General features: G+C 72.3%; 18 protein-coding genes, 1 tRNA gene and 1 riboswitch. Of the genes, 7 read left to right on the top strand and 12 right to left on the bottom strand.

All coding sequences use genetic code 11. The features are described from left to right. Positions 1 to 23: 23 nt before the first annotated feature. Both AB0H64_RS20405 and AB0H64_RS20410 read left to right on the top strand, forming a co-directional pair. Entirely contained in the window at positions 24 to 569 is a 546-nt protein-coding gene (locus tag AB0H64_RS20405; RefSeq protein WP_357626524.1) for a hypothetical protein, read from the top strand. A gap of 121 nt (positions 570 to 690) precedes the next feature. Then, positions 691 to 1,623, top strand: a complete 933-nt coding sequence (locus AB0H64_RS20410) for an HNH endonuclease (protein ID WP_357626526.1) — start codon at positions 691 to 693, stop codon at positions 1,621 to 1,623. Between the two features lie 3 nt (positions 1,624 to 1,626). Here AB0H64_RS20410 and AB0H64_RS20415 read toward each other — a convergent pair. Together AB0H64_RS20415 and bcp are read right to left on the bottom strand one after the other, a co-directional pair. Further along, positions 1,627 to 1,709 (bottom strand) — tRNA-Leu (locus tag AB0H64_RS20415). Positions 1,710 to 1,839: 130 nt separating this feature from the next. Continuing rightward, a complete protein-coding gene (bcp, locus tag AB0H64_RS20420; protein WP_357626529.1) occupies positions 1,840 to 2,313 on the bottom strand; it encodes a thioredoxin-dependent thiol peroxidase in 474 nt (157 codons plus the stop codon). Positions 2,314 to 2,492: 179 nt separating this feature from the next. Here bcp and AB0H64_RS20425 point away from each other — a divergent pair, with 179 nt between their 5' ends. Then, positions 2,493 to 2,816: a DUF3618 domain-containing protein gene (locus tag AB0H64_RS20425; protein WP_357626531.1), complete on the top strand. Its 324-nt coding sequence runs from the start codon at positions 2,493 to 2,495 to the stop codon at positions 2,814 to 2,816. Positions 2,817 to 2,901: 85 nt separating this feature from the next. Here the strand turns inward: AB0H64_RS20425 and AB0H64_RS20430 are convergent, their stop codons facing one another. Further along, the gene (locus tag AB0H64_RS20430) at positions 2,902 to 4,095 is read right to left on the bottom strand and encodes an amino acid deaminase/aldolase (RefSeq protein WP_357626534.1); all 1,194 of its coding nucleotides are present in this window, start codon (positions 4,093 to 4,095) and stop codon (positions 2,902 to 2,904) included. A gap of 139 nt (positions 4,096 to 4,234) precedes the next feature. Between AB0H64_RS20430 and AB0H64_RS20435 the strand changes: the two genes are divergently transcribed. Both AB0H64_RS20435 and AB0H64_RS20440 read left to right on the top strand, forming a co-directional pair. Beyond that, the gene (locus AB0H64_RS20435) at positions 4,235 to 4,834 is read left to right on the top strand and encodes a DUF6286 domain-containing protein (protein ID WP_357626536.1); all 600 of its coding nucleotides are present in this window, start codon (positions 4,235 to 4,237) and stop codon (positions 4,832 to 4,834) included. A 71-nt stretch (positions 4,835 to 4,905) separates the two neighbouring features. After that, positions 4,906 to 5,406 (top strand): hypothetical protein, encoded by a 501-nt coding sequence (locus AB0H64_RS20440; RefSeq protein ID WP_357626539.1) that lies wholly within the window; start codon positions 4,906 to 4,908, stop codon positions 5,404 to 5,406. A 69-nt stretch (positions 5,407 to 5,475) separates the two neighbouring features. Here the strand turns inward: AB0H64_RS20440 and AB0H64_RS20445 are convergent, their stop codons facing one another. From AB0H64_RS20445 to AB0H64_RS20475, 7 genes are all read right to left on the bottom strand, one after another. After that, positions 5,476 to 6,852 carry an L-serine ammonia-lyase gene (locus tag AB0H64_RS20445; RefSeq protein WP_357626541.1) on the bottom strand — a complete coding sequence of 459 codons (1,377 nt, stop codon included), beginning with the start codon at positions 6,850 to 6,852 and terminating at the stop codon, positions 5,476 to 5,478. 51 nt (positions 6,853 to 6,903) lie between these two features. Continuing rightward, positions 6,904 to 7,293 carry a glycine cleavage system protein GcvH gene (gene gcvH / locus AB0H64_RS20450; protein ID WP_357626543.1) on the bottom strand — a complete coding sequence of 130 codons (390 nt, stop codon included), beginning with the start codon at positions 7,291 to 7,293 and terminating at the stop codon, positions 6,904 to 6,906. After that, positions 7,290 to 8,375, bottom strand: a complete 1,086-nt coding sequence (gene gcvT / locus AB0H64_RS20455; RefSeq protein WP_357626545.1) for a glycine cleavage system aminomethyltransferase GcvT — start codon at positions 8,373 to 8,375, stop codon at positions 7,290 to 7,292. The genes gcvH and gcvT overlap by 4 nt, the downstream gene beginning before the upstream one ends. Before the next feature lie 128 nt (positions 8,376 to 8,503). Beyond that, a riboswitch (glycine riboswitch) is annotated at positions 8,504 to 8,601 on the bottom strand. Positions 8,602 to 8,675: 74 nt separating this feature from the next. After that, positions 8,676 to 9,365, bottom strand: coding sequence for a gamma-glutamyl-gamma-aminobutyrate hydrolase family protein (locus AB0H64_RS20460; RefSeq protein ID WP_357626547.1), 690 nt, complete (start codon positions 9,363 to 9,365; stop codon positions 8,676 to 8,678). 14 nt (positions 9,366 to 9,379) lie between these two features. Beyond that, the gene (locus tag AB0H64_RS20465; protein ID WP_357626550.1) at positions 9,380 to 10,144 is read right to left on the bottom strand and encodes a 3-oxoacyl-ACP reductase; all 765 of its coding nucleotides are present in this window, start codon (positions 10,142 to 10,144) and stop codon (positions 9,380 to 9,382) included. A gap of 8 nt (positions 10,145 to 10,152) precedes the next feature. Continuing rightward, complete coding sequence (locus AB0H64_RS20470; protein ID WP_357626553.1) at positions 10,153 to 11,496, bottom strand: aldehyde dehydrogenase family protein; 1,344 nt, start codon at positions 11,494 to 11,496, stop codon at positions 10,153 to 10,155. Positions 11,497 to 11,516: 20 nt separating this feature from the next. Next, positions 11,517 to 12,854: a glutamine synthetase family protein gene (locus AB0H64_RS20475; RefSeq protein ID WP_357626672.1), complete on the bottom strand. Its 1,338-nt coding sequence runs from the start codon at positions 12,852 to 12,854 to the stop codon at positions 11,517 to 11,519. Positions 12,855 to 13,041: 187 nt separating this feature from the next. On the opposite strand from AB0H64_RS20475, the gene AB0H64_RS20480 reads away from it, so the two are divergent. Then, on the top strand, positions 13,042 to 13,746 hold the full coding sequence (locus AB0H64_RS20480; RefSeq protein ID WP_357626555.1) for an FCD domain-containing protein: 705 nt from the start codon (positions 13,042 to 13,044) through the stop codon (positions 13,744 to 13,746). 74 nt (positions 13,747 to 13,820) lie between these two features. Beyond that, complete coding sequence (locus tag AB0H64_RS20485) at positions 13,821 to 14,576, top strand: hypothetical protein (RefSeq protein ID WP_357626557.1); 756 nt, start codon at positions 13,821 to 13,823, stop codon at positions 14,574 to 14,576. A 230-nt stretch (positions 14,577 to 14,806) separates the two neighbouring features. Here the strand turns inward: AB0H64_RS20485 and AB0H64_RS20490 are convergent, their stop codons facing one another. Both AB0H64_RS20490 and AB0H64_RS20495 read right to left on the bottom strand, forming a co-directional pair. Then, positions 14,807 to 15,613, bottom strand: a complete 807-nt coding sequence (locus AB0H64_RS20490) for an SGNH/GDSL hydrolase family protein (RefSeq protein ID WP_357626560.1) — start codon at positions 15,611 to 15,613, stop codon at positions 14,807 to 14,809. A 61-nt stretch (positions 15,614 to 15,674) separates the two neighbouring features. After that, positions 15,675 to 16,283 (bottom strand): PadR family transcriptional regulator, encoded by a 609-nt coding sequence (locus AB0H64_RS20495; protein ID WP_357626563.1) that lies wholly within the window; start codon positions 16,281 to 16,283, stop codon positions 15,675 to 15,677. Between the last annotated feature and the right edge of the window lie 4 nt (positions 16,284 to 16,287).

Raw genomic sequence — 16,287 nt, forward strand, 5'->3', positions numbered from 1 at the left:
TGGGGCAGTAAAGGGAGATCGTGATGGCGGATCATGATCGCGAAGCTGGGTCGCGCGGCGAAGAGGAAGCGCCGCGCGACCCGGTGTCCGGACAACGACCTCCCCCATCAGGAGCGGACGCCCCGCGCGAGCAGCCCCCCGCGGCGCACACGAGCCCCGGCTGGGGACCGCCTTCTCCGCCTCCGCGGCCGGACCCGTCCTTCCGCGACTTCCTGCGCCAGAAGCCGGCCCAGATCATCGGCGCGGGCCTGATCGGTCTGGTCATCGGCGGCCTGCTGGGCGGCACCGCGGTGGCGCTCGTCGCCGGTGTCACCCACCACGACCGCGCCTCCCACTGGGACGACCGGGCCCGCCGGGGCCCCTACCGCGGCTGGGAGCTCCACCCGGGCCTCCACCCGAACTGCCGCCCGGTCCCCGGTGGCACGTACTGCGGCGACGCCGCCCCGTTCCCGCCGGGGCTCACCGCGCCCGCCGTCCCGCCGACGCCCGTCCCCAGCGCCTCGCTTCCCCCCACCTCGCTCCCCACCGCCCCGCCCCCGTTCACCCCGACCCCCACCCGCACGGGCTGACCCGGAGCGCCAGGCCACCACGGCGGCCGGAAATGTCGGTGGGAATTCCTAAGGTGCTTCCATGCCATCCGCGCATCCATCTTCGGAAGAGCTGGCCCGCCTGGTGAGTCGCGTCACGTCCGTGAGCGGGCTCCTCGCCGAGCTGGGGCTGAAGAACTCGGGTGGCCGCCGCGCCGGCATGCGTCGGAAATTGGACCAGTTGGGCATCGACACCACGCATTTCCGGCGAGGGGCCGCAGTCACGTATACGCCGGAAATCCTCGCCGGGGCGGTCGCCGCGTCGACGAGTGTCAACGGAGTTCTGGATTATCTCGGCATCACGCGCAGCGGTGGCGCGCATTCGCACATCAGCCGGCGCATCAAGGCCGCCGGCATCAGCACGTCCCATTTCTCGGGCCTTTCCGGTGCGTTGAATCCGGCGGCCGAGTTCGGTGACGACGCCCTGGCTGAGGCGGCTCGCGGCGCGAAGAGCATGCGAGAGATTCTCCGGCGGCTGGGCCTGCCCGGAAGCGCTGCGGCACGCGAGCGCGTCCGGCGGCGGTTGCGCGCGGCGGAGATACCGGAGCCCACCGCCTACCGGCGGCTTGGTCTTGACGAGGCGGAGGTCCGGTCGGCCGCCAGGGACGTGCGCTCCGTCGCGGAGCTGATGCGGCGACTGGGGCTCGCCTCCGGAGAGGCGAACCGGAGGCGCGTGCTGCGATGCCTGGGACGTCACGGCATCGACACCACGCACTTCCGGCGCGAGCTCACCAGCGTCGCGCTCGGCGGCTCCTACCGCGATCCGACGGCCGTCCTGGTGGTGCGTCCACCTGGCACGGGCCGAACTCCCGGCGCCAGGCTACGCCGTGCCCTGCGGGCGCTGGGGGTGCCTGCGGTGTGCGCGCGATGCGGTGGTGGAGAAACCTGGCAGGGGCAGCCGTTGACGTTGGAGGTGGATCACGTCAACGGCGATCCGCTGGATAACCGCAGCGATAACCTTCGGCTGTTGTGCCCGAACTGTCATTCGCAGCCCCCGACATTTGCGGGCAGGAATCGTGGGTCAACGCGTCGATGAATGTGCGGGCGGGGGGACTCGAACCCCCACAGTGTCGCCACCAACAGGACCTAAACCTGCCGCGTATGCCATTTCGCCACGCCCGCTCAACTCCCGCCGTGGCGGGCTCCGGACAGTTTAGCGTCCCGGCGGGAGCGTGGGCATACCTGTTCGCGCCCTACGCTGCGGAGGTCCAGCCCCGGGCGGGCCCCGGAAAGGGCCCGCCGGGTGGGGTGGTCAGGCGAGGCCGAGCTTCTTCTTCAGGGACGCGACATGGCCCGTCGCCTTCACGTTGTAGAGCGCCTGCTCGATCTTGCCGTCCGCGTCGATGACGAAGGTCGAGCGGATGACGCCGACGACCTCCTTGCCGTACAGCTTCTTGGTGCCGTACGCGCCGTACGCCTGGTGGACGTCCAGCTCCGGGTCGGACAGCAGCGGGAACGTCAGCGCGTCACGCTCGACGAACTTGTCCAGCTTGCCGGGCTTGTCCTTGGACACGCCGAGGACGGCGAATCCCTCCCCGGTGAGCTGCGCGAGGTTGTCGCGGAAGTCGCACGCCTGCTTGGTGCAGCCCGGTGTCATGGCGGCCGGGTAGAAGTAGAGGATCACGCGCTTGCCGCGGAAGTCGCCCAGGGAGACGGTGTTTCCGCCCGCTGCGGGTAGCGTGAACTCGGGCGCGGCGTCGCCGGGCGCGAGCTTGGTTTCGGTCATGGGCCCTCCTGAGTTCGTCCAGCAAAACCTACCGGGCCGGTACGCCGGACCGCCCGCCGTGCCGCGCGGGATGCCGACCTGACAGACTGATCACGACCAGAGCCGGCGTGCTCGTCCGCGACCCCCGAAGCGGGCGCCGACATGAGCCGGCCGACCGGAGCGTGGTCGAGAGGAGAGCCATGGCAGACACCGATCCCGACGAGCTGGAGCGGCGGATCGCGCGGACCCGCGCGGAGTTGGCGCAGACGGTCGACGCCATCGCCGATCGCGTGAGCCCCAAGCGGGTGAAGGAGCGCACGGTCGCCGATGTGAAGGCGCGGGCCGGGCAGTTCGTCGTGTCCGTGGGCGACGCGCTGGGAGTGACGCAGCGGCCGGCGCCGGGCGAGGACTCCGAGCGGCTGTGGGACGACGAGCCGCCCGAGCTGGGGCCCGTGCTGATCGGGGTGGGGGCCGTGCTGGTGATGGGTGCCGCGATCGCGCTGTGGCGGCGCCGCCGCCGCTGAGGCCGGGCGCCCCCGGCGGGACCGGGCCAGAAGGCCAGAGGATCAGAGCGCCAGGGGCCAGGGAGTAGAGGGGCGGAGGGCAGGGTCAGAGGAAGGTCTTGCCCTCGCCCCGGTACGTGGGGGCCGTGCCGACGACCTCGTCGCCGTCGATGAGGTGGAGCTCTGCGAAGCGTTCGCACAGCTCGCCCGCCTTGGCGTGGCGGAACCACACCCGGTCGCCCACCCGCAGGTCCTCCGCGGCCTTGCCGAGCAGCGGGGTCTGCACCTCCCCGGCGCCCTCGTCGGGCGCGTAGCGCAGGCCCGGCGGCAGGTACGGCTGGGGGAGGCGGCTGGGACCTGGCGGGCCTGAGGCGAGGTAACCGCCGCCGAGGACCGTGATCGTGTCCGGGGCCGGCCGGCGGACCACCGGCAGCGCGAAGAGCGCCGCGGGACGGCCGGTGAAGGCCCGGTAGAAGTCGAACAGGCGCGGGTGGAAGAACCCGGAGCCGGCCGCGACCTCGGTGACGGCCTTCTCGCGGACCGTGCGCTCGATGGAGCCGGTGCCGCCGCCGTTGACGAAGTCGAGGTCGCAGAGCCGGCTGACGGCGTTGACGACGCGGCCGCGGCGCAGGACGAGCTCGCGGGCCGAGCGCCGCTGCATGACGCGGATCGCGCGGGTCATCGCCGGGTTGCCGGGCGGGTCGTCGCCCACCCCGGCGATCTGCGCCTCGTACGCCATGAGGCCGGACAGCCGGAACCCGGGCCGCTTGGCGATCTCGGCGGCCAGGTCGGCGGCCTCCTCGGGCTCGCGGATCGTGGAGCGCAGCGCTCCCGCCCGAAATTTCCCGCCAAGGGCGACATACCCAGCGTCGATGTCGAGACATATCCGTATCTCGGGGCGGGGATGGACGGCCGCCACCGCGTCGTCCACGTAGTCCAGGTGCTCGGCCGAGTCCACGGTCACCGTGATCTCCCGCGCCAGGCGCGGATCGCCGGCCAGGGTCGCCAGCGCGGCCCGGTCCGCCGTGGGGTAGGCCACCAGGATGTCGGCGAACCCGCAGCGCGCCAGCCACAGCGCCTCCGGCAGCGTGAAGGCCATCAGCCCGCGGAAGCCCTCCATGGCCATGATGCGTTCGAGCACGGGACGGCAGCGGATCGACTTGGTCGCGACGCGGATCGGCTTGCCGCCCGCGCGCCGTACGAGGTCGGCGGCGTTGGCCCGCAGGGCGTCGAGGTCGAGGACGGCGAACGGCGGGTCCAGCGTCGCGGTGGCGCGGTCGTAACGCGGGCGGGCGTCCATACCAGCAGCGTAACCGCATATCGGGCAATTGAACATGAGGGAAATTCATGTTGCCCGGACACCCTTGTAATGATCGGGCAAACCGGCGGCGAGGGCATGATCCATGCGATGCCCGGCCCGTGTACCTGTGGTCGGTGTGATGAGCACGCTCCAGCAGCTTCTGCCCGGAGCCCTCCTGCCCGCGCAGGAGAGCCCCCTCCTCCGCTCCACCCGCGCGCTGAGACCGGCGCGCACCCCGGCCGGTGCGGTGGTCGCGCTGGCGCTCACCGTCTGCCTCGGCCTGTCGGCCGCCGAGATCGTCACGGCGTTGGTGGGCAAGCCCCTCGGCCTGCTGCCGCTGGAGCGCCTGATCGACCTGGCGGGCCGGCACGCCTGGGCCGAGCTGCGCACGGGCGCGCTCTGGACCGCCGGCGCGGGCGCCGCCCTGCTGCTGCTCGCCGTCGTCCCGGGCCGCTGCCGCCTGGTGCCGGTCGAGACGTCCGACCCGAACATCGTCATCGGCATCACGCGCGTCGGCCTGCGCCGCACGCTGCGCGCCGTGGCACAGGAGGTCGAGGGCGTGTCACGGGCCCGCGTACGGCTGCGCCGGCGCACCATCGAGGTGACGGTGACGACCGGCGCGGAGAGCACCGGCGCGATGCTCCGCCAGGTGGGCGCCGCCGTGGGCGACCGGCTGGCAGGCGTCGGCACGCTCGGCACGGGAGAGGTCGTGGTCCGGCTGCGCAGGAGGCGGTGGTGAACCACAAAAGGGGGGCGCTGGTGAGCCCGAAGTGACCGGAGGGAGACGCTGGTGAGCCGGGAGGGGCACGGGTGAGACAGTACGCAGGCAACCGGGTCGGGCTGGCCGTCGTGGGCGCGGTGCTGGTGCTCCTGGGCGCGTACGCGTGGCTGCGCGCCGATGACAGGCTCGGGGGCCTATCGCCGCGGGCCAAGGTGCTGCCGGAGCAGACGGCGCAGATCGTCGCCGCCCAGTCGTGGACGCTGTGGGCCGCAGCCCTCGGGCTGATGCTGCTCGGCCTGGTCTCGCTCCGGTGGCTGCTGCTCTGCCTGGGATGGGGCCGCCGCGGGGTGCGCTCCGGCACGGGCACGGCCATGCTCTGCGTGGGGCTCAAGGACGTGGACGGGCTGAGCCGTACGGGGGTGCGCGTCGTGGGTGACGGCGACCACCTGCGCATCGCCGTCACCTGCGCGCCGTCGGCGGACGTGGGCGCGATGGTGGGCAAGCTGGACAAGGAGGTCGTGGGCCGCATCCGCCGCGAGGTCCGCGACGACGACATCGGCACGGTCGTCCGCCTCCACGTCCGCCGCTGAGCATGACGGGGGACGACCGCGCCGCAGAAGCCCAGCGGCCCGTGACGGGGGACGACCCCCCAGCAGCGCTCAGCACTCGATGACGTTGACGGCCAGGCCGCCGCGCGAGGTCTCCTTGTACTTGTCGAGCATGTCGGCCCCGGTCTGCCGCATCGTCTTGATCGCCTTGTCGAGCGCGACGAAGTGGCGGCCGTCGCCGCGCAGCGCGATGCGGGCCGCGGCGATCGCCTTGATGGAGGCGACCGCGTTGCGCTCGATGCACGGGATCTGCACCAGGCCGCCGATCGGGTCGCAGGTCAGCCCGAGGTTGTGCTCGATGCCGATCTCGGCCGCGTTCTCGACCTGCTCGGGGGTGCCGCCGAGCACCTCGGTCAGCCCGGCCGCGGCCATGGAGCAGGCCGAGCCGACCTCGCCCTGGCAGCCGACCTCGGCACCCGAGATGGAGGCGTTCTCCTTGAACAGCACGCCGATCGCCGCGGCCGTGAGCAGGAAGCGGATCACGCCCTCGTCGTCGGCGCTCGGGACGAACTTGGAGTAGTAGGTCAGCACGGCCGGGATGATGCCGGCGGCGCCGTTGGTGGGAGCGGTGACGACGCGCCCGCCGGCGGCGTTCTCCTCGTTGACGGCCAGGGCGAACAGCGACACCCAGTCCATCGCCCGCAGCGGGTCGTCGCCGGACGCCTCCGCCTGGAGGCGGCGGTGGAGCTGGTTGGCCCGGCGCTTGACCTTCAGGCCGCCGGGCAGGACGCCCTCCTTGGCGATGCCCCGCCGCACGCACTCGGCCATGACGCGCCACAGGTTGAGGATGGCGGAGCGGATCTCCTCCTCGGAGCGGCCGAACGCCTTCTCGTTCTCCAGCATCAGCGCCGAGATCGACAGGCCCGAGGCGGAGCAGTGCTTGAGCAGCTCCTCGCCGGTGGTGAACGGGTACGGCAGGACGGTGTCGTCGGCCTTGATCCGGTCGGCGCCCGTCGCGGTCTCGTCCACCACGAAGCCGCCGCCGACGGAGTAGTAGACCTTCTCGCGCAGCACCGAGCCGTCCTCGGAACGGGCGGTGAAGCGCATGCCGTTGGGGTGGCCCGGCAGCGAGATCTTCCGCTCGAAGACGAGGTCCTCGCCCACGACGAACGGGATCTCGCGCGTGCCGTAGAGCTTGACCGTGCCGGAGGCGCGCATCGCGGCCAGGCGTTCGTCGACCGTGTCCACGTCGACCAGCTCCGGCTTCTCGCCCGACAGGCCGAGCAGGACCGCCTTGTCGCTGCCGTGGCCCTTGCCGGTCAGGCCGAGCGAGCCGTACAGGATGGCCTCGACGCGGCCCACCTGGTCGAGCAGGCCGTCCTCGTCCAGGCCGCGCGCGAACTTGTGCGCGGCGGCCATCGGGCCGCCGGTGTGGGAGCTCGACGGGCCGATGCCGATCTTGAAGAGGTCGAAGACGCTGATCGCCATTGATGTGCGCCCTTCAGCAGGGCCGGGGCCCGGTGGGCCCCGGCGGATGGGTCAGGACTCGCCCGAGGTCAGGGCTGTGTACTCCTCGGCCGAGAGCAGGTCCTCGGGGTCGCCCTCGACGCGCACGCGGAACATCCAGCCATCCCCGTACGGGTCGTTGTTGACCAGCGAGGGGTCGTCCACCACGGCCTGGTTGACCTCGACGATCTCGCCGCCGACGGGGGCGTAGATCTCGCTCACCGACTTGGTCGACTCCACCTCGCCGACGGAGTCACCGGGCTCGACCGTCGCGCCCACGTCGGGGAGCTGGACGTACACCACGTCACCAAGGGCCTCGGCGGCGTACGCCGTGACGCCGACGGTCACCGTGATGGCCTCGTCAAGGCCGGCCACCCACTCGTGCTCCTTGGTGTAGCTCAGCTCGTCAGGGATGTTGCTCACTTGTTCCTCCTGTAGAAGGGCAGCTCCACGAGGTCCATGGCCTCATGGCTGCCCCGGATGTCCACGGCCAGACCTTCGTCCGCCCCGGTGTCGACGTAGGCCATCGCGATGGGCCTGCCCAGGGTCTGGGAGGGGGCACCGCTGGTGACCTCGCCGACGACGGCACCGTCCTTGGTGACCGGGAACCCGTGGCGGGGCACCCGGCGGCCCCGGGCGACGAGACCGACGAGCCGGCGCTGCGGCGGCGTGTCCTTGACCGCCTCCAGCGCCGGCCTGCCGACGAAGTCGCCCGGCTTGTCGAATTTCACCACTCTGCCCAGCCCCGCGTCGAACGGGGTCAGCTCGGCGCTCAGCTCGTTGCCGTACAGCGGCATGCCGGCCTCCAGGCGGAGCGTGTCGCGGCTGGACAGGCCCGCGGGGCGCAGCCCGTACGGCTCGCCGGCTCGCGTGAGGGCGTGCCAGAGCGGCACGGCGTCCTCGTTGGCCACGAACAGCTCGAACCCGTCCTCGCCGGTGTACCCGGTGCGGGCGATCAGTGCCTGCCGCCCGTCGACCACGCCGGGCAGTCCCGCGTAGTACTTGAGGCCGGGCAGGTCGGCGTCGGTGAGGGTGGCGAGGATCTCCTGGGCGCGCGGCCCCTGCACGGCGATCAGCGCGTACTGCTCCGAGCGGTCCTCGACCACCGCGTCGTACGACTTGGCGCGCCCGCCCAGCTCGGCGGCGACCTTCTCGTAGTTGGAGGCGTTGGCCACGACCATGAACTCTTCTTCGGCCAGCCGGTAGACGATGAGGTCGTCGAGCACCCCGCCCCGCTCGTTGACGATCATGGTGTAGCGGGCCCGGCCGGGCGCGAGCGCCGACAGGTGGCCGACCAGCGCGTAGTCGAGCGCCTCGCCCGCCTGCGGTCCGGTGACGAAGATCTCGCCCATGTGCGAGAGGTCGAACAGCCCGGCCGCGCCGCGGACGGCGTTGTGCTCGGCGGACTCGCTGCCGTAGCGCAGCGGCATCAGCCAGCCGGCGAAGTCGGTGAGCGTGGCGCCGAGACTCTCGTGAACGTCTCGCAACGGTGTGGGTCGGGACATTTCGCACCTCAGGGCAGGGTCGGATGCCAGGATCCTCCCCCTCTGTCATGGTTGCCTGAGAGCTTCGCCCGGGCTTTGCCGGACTTTCACCTTCGGCGAGGCCCGAAGGCCTGCTTTCCAGAGGTCACCTCGTCCGTGCGGTCCTTTGCCTTGAGAGGTTCGCGGGGAGGGCTTGCTCCTTCAGGGACCCTGGATGGCTGTCAGGGTGCTCTCCCGCACGGGTTCGCCGGTGATGTCCGCAAGCCTAGTGCCGTGACGGGGCTGTTGTCGCGTGCGCCCCCTCGGACCGGCGGGTCCGTATCAGCAGGCGCCCACCAGGGCCTCGAACAGCGCGCAGTCGGCCGCCGCCTCCGGATGCCACTGGACGGCCAGGGCGAACGGGTGCCCGTCCAGCTCCACCGCCTCCACCGTGCCGTCGCCGGCCGTGGCCGTCACGGCCAGCCCCCGCCCGAGACGGTTCACGGCCTGGTGGTGGTAGTGCGGCACCTCCACCGGCGCGGCGCCGAGCGCCTTGGCCAGCCGCGAGCCCGGCGCGGGCCGTACCGGCAGGTGGCCGAACACGCCCGGCCCGGGGGAGTGGTCCGTGTGGCCGACCACGTCCGGCAGGTGCTGGTGGAGGCTGCCGCCGAGCGCCACGTTCAGCACCTGCAGGCCGCGGCAGACCCCCAGGTACGGCAGCCCACGCTCCAGCGCCGCCGTCAGCAGCGCGAACTCCGCGTCGTCGCGGAAGCCCCGCACGTAGCCGGTGCGCTCGTGCGGCTCCTCGCCGTAGCGGGCGGGGTCGATGTCGCCCCCGCCGGCCAGGACGAGCCCGTCCAGCCGCGCCGCCACCGGGCCGGGCTCGCCGGCCGGCGGCAGCAGCACCGGCTGCCCGCCGGCCCGCACCACCTGCTCCACGTACATGAACGGCAGGAGCGCGGCTTCCAGCTCCCAGACGGTGTAGCGCGCCGGCTCCACGTACGTCGTGATGCCGATGACCGGACGGGACACGTTCCTCGTCCCCCTCAGAGCGGCGTCACGTACGCGCCGGAGATGCCCCCGTCGACGAGGAACTCCGACGCCGTGACGAACGACGCGTCGTCGCTGGCCAGGAACGCCACCGCGGCGGCGATCTCCGACGCCTCGGCGAACCGGCCCACCGGCACGTGCACGAGCCTGCGCTGCGCCCGCTCCGGGTCCTTGGCGAACAGCTCCTGGAGCAGCGGCGTGTTGACCGGCCCGGGGCACAGGGCGTTGACCCGTATTCCCTCGCGGGCGAACTGCACGCCCAGCTCCCGCGACATGGCCAGCACGCCGCCCTTGGAGGCGGTGTAGGAGATCTGCGAGGTGGCCGACCCCATGACCGCCACGAACGACGCCGTGTTGATGATCGAGCCCTTGCCCTGCCGCCGCATGTACGGGATGACGTGCTTGCAGCACAGGTACACGCTCGTCAGGTTCACCTCCTGGACCCGCCGCCAGGCGTCGAGCCCGGTCTCCAGGATCGAGTCGTCGTCGGGCGGCGAGATGCCGGCGTTGTTGAACGCCACGTCCACGCTGCCGTACGTCTCGAACGCCGTCCGGTACATCCGCGCGACGTCGTCCTCGCTGGTCACGTCCGCCCGCACGAACAGCCCGCCGACCTCGGCCGCGGCCTTGGCGCCCGCCTCCTCGTCGACGTCCACGCACACGACCCGCGCGCCCTCCTGGGCGAACCGGCGTGCCGTGGCCAGCCCGATGCCGCTGCCCGCGCCGGTGACGACGGCGACCCGGTCCTGCAAACGCTGCATAGGTGAGCTCACTCCCAGGAGATGAAGACGTTCTTGGTCTCGGTGAAGGCGGACAGGGCGTCGGGGCCGAGTTCGCGGCCGAGGCCGGACTGCTTGAAGCCGCCGAACGGCGTCCAGTAGCGCACCGACGAGTTGGAGTTGACCGACAGGGCGCCGGCCTCGACCGCACGGGCCACGCGCAGCGCCCGGCCGACGTCGCGGGTCCAGATGGAGCCGCTCAGGCCGTAGCGGGTGTCGTTGGCGATCCGGACGGCCTCCGCCTCGTCGGTGAACGAGACGACCGACACGACCGGGCCGAAGATCTCCTCGGTGAAGGCGCGGTCGGTGACCTTCGAGGTCAGGACCGTCGCCGGGAACCAGTAGCCCCTGCCCTGCGGGCACGTCCCCTGAAGGTGGGGCTCGCCGTCCACGAAGCCGCGCACGCGTTCGAGGTGCTCGGCGCTGACCAGCGGCCCCATCTCGGTGCTCTCGTCGAGCGGGTCGCCCACCTTGACCCCCAGGACGGCCGGCGTGAGGCGTTCGAGGAACTCGTCGTAGACCTCGGCCTGGACGAGCAGCCGGGAACGGGCGCAGCAGTCCTGGCCGGAGTTGTCGAAGACCGCGTAGGGCGCGGTCCGGGCGGCCTTGTCGAGGTCGGCGTCGGCGAAGACGATGTTGGCCGACTTGCCGCCGAGCTCCAGGGTGATGCGCTTCACGTGGGCCGCGGCCTTGGCGGCGATCTCCTTGCCCACCTCGGTCGAGCCGGTGAACACGATCTTGGCCACGTCCGGGTGCTCGACCAGCCTGGCTCCCGCGACCTCCCCTGCCCCAGGCAGGACCTGGAGCACCCCCTCGGGGAGGCCCGCCGCCAGGGCCAGCTCGGCCAGCCGCAGCGCGGTCAGCGGGGTCCACTCGGCGGGCTTGACGATCACCGTGTTGCCCGCCGCGAGCGCCGGGGCGACGCCCCAGCTCATGATCAGCATCGGGAAGTTCCAGGGCACGATGACCCCCACGACGCCCAGCGGCTCCTGGAACGTGACGTCCACGCCCCCGGGCACCGGGATCTGCTTGCCGTGGTTGCGCTCGGGTGCGCCCGCGTAGAAGTGGAGGACGTCACGGACCGCGCCCGCCTCCCAGCGGGAGTTGCCGATGGGGTGGCCGGCGTTGGCCGTCTCCAGCCGGGCCAGCTCCTCGCCGTGCCGGTCCACCAGGTCGGCGAAGCGGCGCAGCAGCCGCGCGCGGTCGCCGGGCGCCACCTCCCGCCAGGACGCGTAGGCGCGCCTGGCACGCTCCACCGCCCGGTCCACCTCGGCCGCGTCGGCCATCTCGACGTCGGCGACGACCTCCTCGGTCGCCGGATTGATGATCTTCATATCGTGTCCGTCACAGTCCGTCACATCCGTTCGAAGCCGCGGAACAGCTCCCAGTCCGTCACCGCCGCCTCGAAGGCGGCCAGCTCCACTCGGGCCGCGTTCGCGTAGTGCGCCACCACGTCCTCGCCGAACGCCTCGCGGGCCGGCTCGGAGCGCTCGAACAGCGCCAGCGCGTCGCGCAGCGTGTGGGGCACGGTCTCTGCGTCCGAGGCGTAGGCGTTGCCCTCGAACGGGTCCTCCAGCGGCAGCTCGTTCTCGATGCCGTACAGCCCGGCCGCGACCAGCGCCGACACGGCGAGGTACGGGTTGACGTCGCCGCCCGGCACGCGGTTCTCCACGCGCAGCGACTCCCCGTGGCCCACCAGGCGCAGGGCGCAGGTGCGGTTGTCCAGGCCCCACTTGACCGCGGTCGGTGCGAAGCTGCCCGGCACGTACCTCTTGTACGAGTTGATGTTGGGCGCGAACAGCAGCATGAGCTGCCGCAGGCAGGCGAGCTGCCCGGCGACGAAGCGGGCGCCGAGCTGCGACATCCCGTGCGGCCCGTCGCCCGCCATGACCGGCTCGCCGTCGAGGCCGCGCACGGAGATGTGGACGTGGCAGGAGTTGCCCTCCCGCTGGTTGGGCTTGGCCATGAAGGTGATCGAGCGGCCCTCCTGGGCGGCGATCTCCTTGGCGCCGTTCTTGTAGATCGCGTGGTTGTCGCAGGTGCGCAGCGCCTCGGCGTAGCGGAAGGCGATCTCGTGCTGGCCCAGGTTGCACTCGCCCTTGGCCGACTCGACGTACAGGCCGGCGCCCTCCATCTCGCGCCGGATCCGGCGCAGCAGGGGCTCCACGCGGGCGGTGCCGAGCAGGGAGTAGTCGACGTTGTAGAGGTTCGCGGGCGTCAGGTCGCGGTAACCGCGCTTCCAGGCGTCCTCGTAGGTGTCGTCGTAGACGACGAACTCCAGCTCGGTGCCGACGTAGGCGGCCAGGCCGTGCTCGGCCAGGCGGGCGAGCTGGCGGCGCAGGATCTGCCGGGGTGAGGCGGTCACGTCCGTGCCGTCCTCCCACACCAGGTCGGCCAGGAGCATGGCCGTGCCCTCCTGCCACGGGACGCGGCGCAGCGTGGACAGGTCGGGCCGCATGACGAAGTCGCCGTAGCCGCGCTCCCAGGACGACATGGCGTACCCGGAGACGGTGTTCATGTCGACGTCCACGGCCAGCAGGTAGTTGCAGCCCTCCGAGCCGTGGTTCAGGACCTCGTCCAGGAAGAAGCGCGCGGACAGCCGCTTGCCCTGCAGACGGCCCTGCATGTCGGCGATCGCCAGCAGCACGGTGTCGATCCGCCCGGCCGACACCTCCTCGCGCAGCTCCTGCACCCCGAGGAGGCCCGGGGTGTAACCGGGTCTGTCGCTGGGCCTGCCGGGCGTGCTCGGCTCGCTCACGTGCTCACTCCCGTCCGGCCGACGCGCTTTCCCGCTGATTGGGCTAGTGTCAGACCATTGATGTGCATGATGCGATGAATTGTCAAGACCCGAGGACACGTTGGACGAGTCTGCGCGTTTGATGACGGTGCTCCGCCCGGTACGGGCGGGCAACGCCTTCGAGGAGACCGTGGAACGGCTGCTCCAGGCCATCAAGCTCGGCGTGGTCCCGCCGGGAGCCAAGCTTCCGCCCGAGCGCGAGCTCGCCGTCCGGCTCGGCATCAGCAGGGTGACCCTGCGCGAGGCCATCCGCGCGCTCCAGGAAGCCGGCTATCTCGACGTACGGCGGGGCCGCTACGGCGGCGCGTTCGTCACCTATGTCCCGCCCCAACCCGGCGCGGGCGACCTGCGCCGCGTCGTGGCCGACATGGGCACCGCCGACCTGACCGACGCGCTGACGTTCCGGATGGCGGTGGAGTGCGGCGCCGCGGCCGTGCTCGCCGCGAGCGAGCTCACCGACGAGCGGCGGGCGGTGCTGCGCCGCCGGCTCGCCGACCTCGACGGGGCCCGCGTCGAGGACTACCGCCGCCTCGACACCGCCTTCCACCTGTCCATCGCCGAGCTCACCGGCTCGGCGCTGCTCGCCGCCACCTGCGCGGACGCCCGCCTGCGGGTCAGCGACCTGCTCAACGCCATCCCGATGCTCCAGGTCAACCTGGAGCACGCCGCGAGCCAGCACCAGGCGATCGTCGCCGCCATCCTCGCGGGCGATCCCGAGGCGGCCCGCCGCGCCGTCGCCGAGCACCTGGAGGGCACCGCCGCGCTGCTCCGCGCGTTCCTCTCCTGACGCCCCGTCCGGGGCGGCCGATTGGGTACAAGCCCGCCCATGGCGGCAGACTCGTAGCATCGAGGACGAAGGTCATGGGGAACTGGTTCCAGCAGAGCATCATCGCGACGGGACGGCTGCCGCTGTTCTGTTACTTCGTCGCGCTCATCGTCTCGTTCATCGCCACCCGCATCAACGTGCGCCTGATCAGGGCGAAGGTCGGCTGGTTCCGCGACGTCAACGTCGGCGAGATGCACATCCACCACGTGGTCTTTGGCGTGGTGCTGATGCTCGTGGGCGGGGTCACCGGACTGATCGTCTCGTCGGCGTCGCAGGTCGGCTACGCCGCCGCGGCGTCGATCTTCGGGATCGGCTCGGCGCTCGTGCTCGACGAGTTCGCGCTCATCCTCCATCTGCACGACGTGTACTGGGAGGAGGAGGGCCGCACGTCGGTGGACGCGGTGTTCGTCGCGGTCGCCGTCGCGGGGCTGCTGCTCACCGGCCTCCGGCCGCTGACCTGGGACTACGGTACGCCGGTCAACCCCGCGCTGCTCATCGTGGCCAACCTGGCGCTGGCCGTCGTCACGCTGCTCAAGGGCAAGATCTGGACCGGGCTCGTGGGGCTGTTCGTCCCGGTGCTGCTGGTGGTCGGAGCCGTACGGCTGGCCCGGCCGGGGTCGCCATGGGCGCACTGGTTCTTCGTGGGGCGCTCGCCGCGCAAGATGGCCAAGGCGGTCCACCGGGAGGAGGTGTGGCGGCGCCCCGTGATCACCGCCAAGATCGCCTTCCAGGAGTTCCTGTCGGGCCGTCACGACCTGCCGTCCACGCGGCGCGGGCGGCGGCTGCCCTGACGCCCGCGGACCCGGACGTGCCCGAGGCCGGCTGACGGCGCACCTCCGTCGCGGAGTCCCGCGCGTCAGGCGCCGATCCTGAGGAGCTTGCCGAGGAGCGTGCTCAACTGGCCACGCTCCTCGGCGAGGGAGGAGGTCCTGCACTGGGACCGGTGGTGATCGAGCGGGGCGTCCCTCTCACCTCCGACCGGCTCCCGTAGGTGGCATCCGCCATGACGGCGATCCCGGTCTCAGGCCGATGCGCTGGGGGGTCTGGAGTTCGCCTGCTCGGTGTGGATGACGGGCAGGAGCGCGGGGCGCTTGGCCGTGCGGCCGTCGCCGGAGGAGCGGCCGCGCAGGCGCCGGTGGATCCAGGGCGCCACGAACCCCGTCACCCAGCGCAGCTCGGCGCCCGCCGCCCGCCACGGCGCTGGCCGGGGGAGCACGGGCAGGGGAAGCGTCCACGAGTCGTCGCTGCCGGGCAGCCCGAGCGCGTGCGCCATCGCGGCGGCGATGCGCGCGTGGCCGAGCGGGGTGGCGTGCAACCGGTCGCTGCCCCACAGCCGCGCGTCCGTGATCGCCGGGTGCGCGAACGAGTCCACCACCAGGACGCCGTGGCGCGCGGCGGCGGCCACGATCCGGGCGTTCAGGTCGATCACCCGGGGCAGCAGCGGCCTGGCCAGCGGCACGAGCCTGCCGAAGTCCGGGAAGGTGACGGTGACGACGGTCGCGCCCGCGCCGGTGAGCGCGGCGAACATGTCCTCCAGCGCCCCCGCCACGGCGGCGGCGTCGAACCGGGGCCGGATCAGGTCGTTCATGCCCGCCATGACGGTCGCCAGGTCGGGCCGGAGCGCGAGGGCGGGGGCGAGCTGCTCGTCGCGGATCTGGGCGGCTAACCGGCCGCGCACGGCCAGGTTCGCGTACAGCAGGCCGGGCTCCTCGCGGGCGAGGTCCTCGGCGAGCCGGTCGGCCCAGCCGCGCAGGCCGGCGGCGTCGTCGCCGTCGCCCAGGCCCTCGGTCTGGCTGTCGCCGAGGGCGACGTAACGCGCATAGCTCATCGCGGTCTCCTGTCGGTGGTCATCGCGGAGTCCTCTCGGCTCCTCGCGGAGTTCTCTCGGCTCATCGCGGGGGCCTCTCGGTGGCCGGGGCGGGGATCGGTGCGGGGACGGGTGCGGTGGAGGCGCGTTCGGTGAGGACGCGGGCGGTGGACAGGCACCAGTCGCGCACCTCGCGCTCCAGGCGGCGGCCCGCCAGGCACGACAGGTACGGGCCGACGCGGTCGCCGTGGCGCAGGAACTCCTCCTCGGCCAGGTCGCCCCGCAGGTGGCGCAGCGTCCGCTCGAACAGCTCCAGCTTGGCCGCGGCCTCCTCCGCCCGCTCGCGGAGCTGGGCGATCACGGGGGCCGGGTCGAGCCGGTCCACGGCGTGAACCTTGACGGTCAGGTCGTAGCGGATCAGCAGCGGCTTGCCGGGCGCGGCGGCGAAGGCGGCCAGCTCGCCGATCCCGGCCTCGGTGACCGTGAAGACCCGCTTGTTCGGGCGGCCCCGCTGCACGATCTCGCGCCCGCTGACCAGGCCGTCGGCCTCCAGCCTGGTCAGCTCGCCGTAGAGCTGCTGGGGAGCGGCGTACCAGAAGTTGGCGACGCCCACGTCGAAGATCTTGGCGAGCTGGTAGCCGCTGTACTCCCCGTCGAGCAGCGCCGCCAGGACGGCGTGTCGCAAGGCCATCGGC

Origin of the sequence: Nonomuraea sp. NPDC050733 (assembly GCF_040654215.1) — a bacterium.
Classification (GTDB): Bacteria; Actinomycetota; Actinomycetes; order Streptosporangiales; family Streptosporangiaceae; genus Nonomuraea.